The 1,781-nt window shown below is 46.5% G+C and carries 2 protein-coding genes and 1 pseudogene; 1 reads left to right on the top strand and 2 read right to left on the bottom strand.

From position 1 onward, the window contains the following. Together MKK70_RS11615 and MKK70_RS11610 are read right to left on the bottom strand one after the other, a co-directional pair. The coding region (locus MKK70_RS11615) for a transposase (RefSeq protein WP_279603610.1) at positions 1-162 on the bottom strand (162 nt) is incomplete at its 3' end. A 139-nt stretch (positions 163-301) separates the two neighbouring features. Next, positions 302-1,168 (bottom strand): hypothetical protein, encoded by an 867-nt coding sequence (locus MKK70_RS11610; RefSeq protein WP_243947834.1) that lies wholly within the window; start codon positions 1,166-1,168, stop codon positions 302-304. A gap of 311 nt (positions 1,169-1,479) precedes the next feature. On the opposite strand from MKK70_RS11610, the pseudogene MKK70_RS11605 reads away from it, so the two are divergent. Next, positions 1,480-1,781 (top strand): annotated as a pseudogene (locus tag MKK70_RS11605) (transposase); the annotation flags it as partial.

Raw genomic sequence — 1,781 nt, 5'->3', positions numbered from 1 at the left:
GCTGGCGATGAAGTGCTGCAACTGGTCGTGGCCCGAAAGCCCAAGCCGTGCCGCCATCGGCTGAAGGCTCTTGCGATCCCCCGGGCCGAGGAGGCCCCGGAAATAGAGCGGTGCCCAGGTTCGTCGGGTCTTGCGACCCATCGCCGCCAGAAACGGCACCAGTCACGTATCGAGCCCGTCTGTCCCCTCGCGATCCCGATCCATCACCGCCCCCGACCCATCCTGGGGCAGACAACGCATCACGCCCCTTCAAACTGCGTAGGTAGTACTAGAGTAAAGCATCAGCATGATAAAACATGGATCATGAGTGATGACTATCATATAGACTATTATACGCATTATATGTCAAAGAAGTTGAGATATCTAAGCCTCCTTTGAGATTATATGTTCTTTCTTTATCAGGCCCGGCTAAGTGTATAATACTAATAACTTCTTTATTCACACTTGGTTCTCTAAGTACCATAGAACCTTTTTCAACCAACGGAGCGCTTAAAATTGGTAGCCAGTTCATACGTGCGGGTAAAAGCTTCGTTCTGAATCCATTTAGATGAATAGCAGCGTGAAAGGCGTGTTGGTCTAGGTTCAGTTTACCAGTTTTATCAATTATACTTTTATATTGTGCTGTCCATGCGCCCCAATGAGCAGCATCATTTTTAAGAGCTAAAATACCTATATTAATACTATTTTTAAATGATAAGTTTAGCCCTGTTTTTAGTCCATACGCTGATATATAATTTCCAGCCCACCACTTCATTTCTCTCCAACTCTTGCGATATCCCGCCCCATTTTCTAGAGCAACAGCAGCCCCTTCACGAGCAGCTCCTTCAATGTAAGAGTTATAGAAATCACTATTTTGGGCCCAAGCGTCGGCGTCAAACCAGAGATATATATCGTACCCTGGAAACAAGTCCCTTAAATATGGCCTGCTTACCAGACCAATCTGATTGTTATTCCTTAGCTCAGAGGGAACGAAGTCCGGCCATTCTGGATTAGCAATTTTTATCCCCATTGCTTTGATACATGAACAGGAATGTTCAGACAGACCTTGATTCAAAACCCCAATCTCTGCAAAAGACCTAATTCCAACTTTATTTAAAGACAAAATGCATTCCATCATTAGGTTGTAAAATTTTTCGTCCCCGCCAGTTATTACTATAGTTTTTCGCATTTTGATGATCCCAACTTATTCACTTATGAAGCAAGGTGATTCATTTGGTTGCAATTTATATAAATAATAGTATTGAAATTTTCCTCAATATCCGTTATTAGCAGCAATAGAAATTTTATATCTCTGAATTATATCTAGAGTTAAATATTAACTTTAGTTTGCCCGGTATTTTGAATGCGCGACGCAAAAGGTTACTACAGGTAGGTGACCGTAGATAGCAGAAAGCCTACAAGATAAGTATGTGATCTGCAACAAGTTGTGCGATTTGAGTAGGTTGTGATTCAAGCGAGGGCTGAGAAAGGCATTTGCTGATCTGGACGACCGAAAACCGTGTTCGCTACGACCGGAGCGTGCTGCGCTACGCAAGCGACCTAACGGACCGAAATGGGGCGTGATTGCGCCGCTGATCCCGTCGGCCAAGCGGGGCGGGAATAAGCGCACGGTCGAGACCCGGGACGTGGTGGACGCCTGATGTACGTGTTGAGCACGGGCTGTCAGTGGCGGGCCTTGCCGACGGATATGCTGGCCCGCAGCACGGTCTACGGCTACTTCGACCTGCGGGACTACGATGGCACGCTGATGCGCATCCATCCCGCGCTGTTCGTGCGGTGCC

It is taken from the genome of Methylobacterium sp. E-041 (assembly GCF_022829665.1).
Lineage (GTDB): Bacteria > Pseudomonadota > Alphaproteobacteria > Rhizobiales > Beijerinckiaceae > Methylobacterium.
The sequence above is the reverse complement of the archived record's forward strand: the minus strand, read 5'-3'. Positions and strand labels throughout refer to the sequence as shown.

What these genes read in the sequence shown, in the direction of transcription:
- MKK70_RS11610 (WP_243947834.1), bottom strand. Translation starts at nt 1,168, where the DNA reads ATGCGAAAAACTATAGTAATAACTGGCGGGGACGAAAAATTTTACAAC.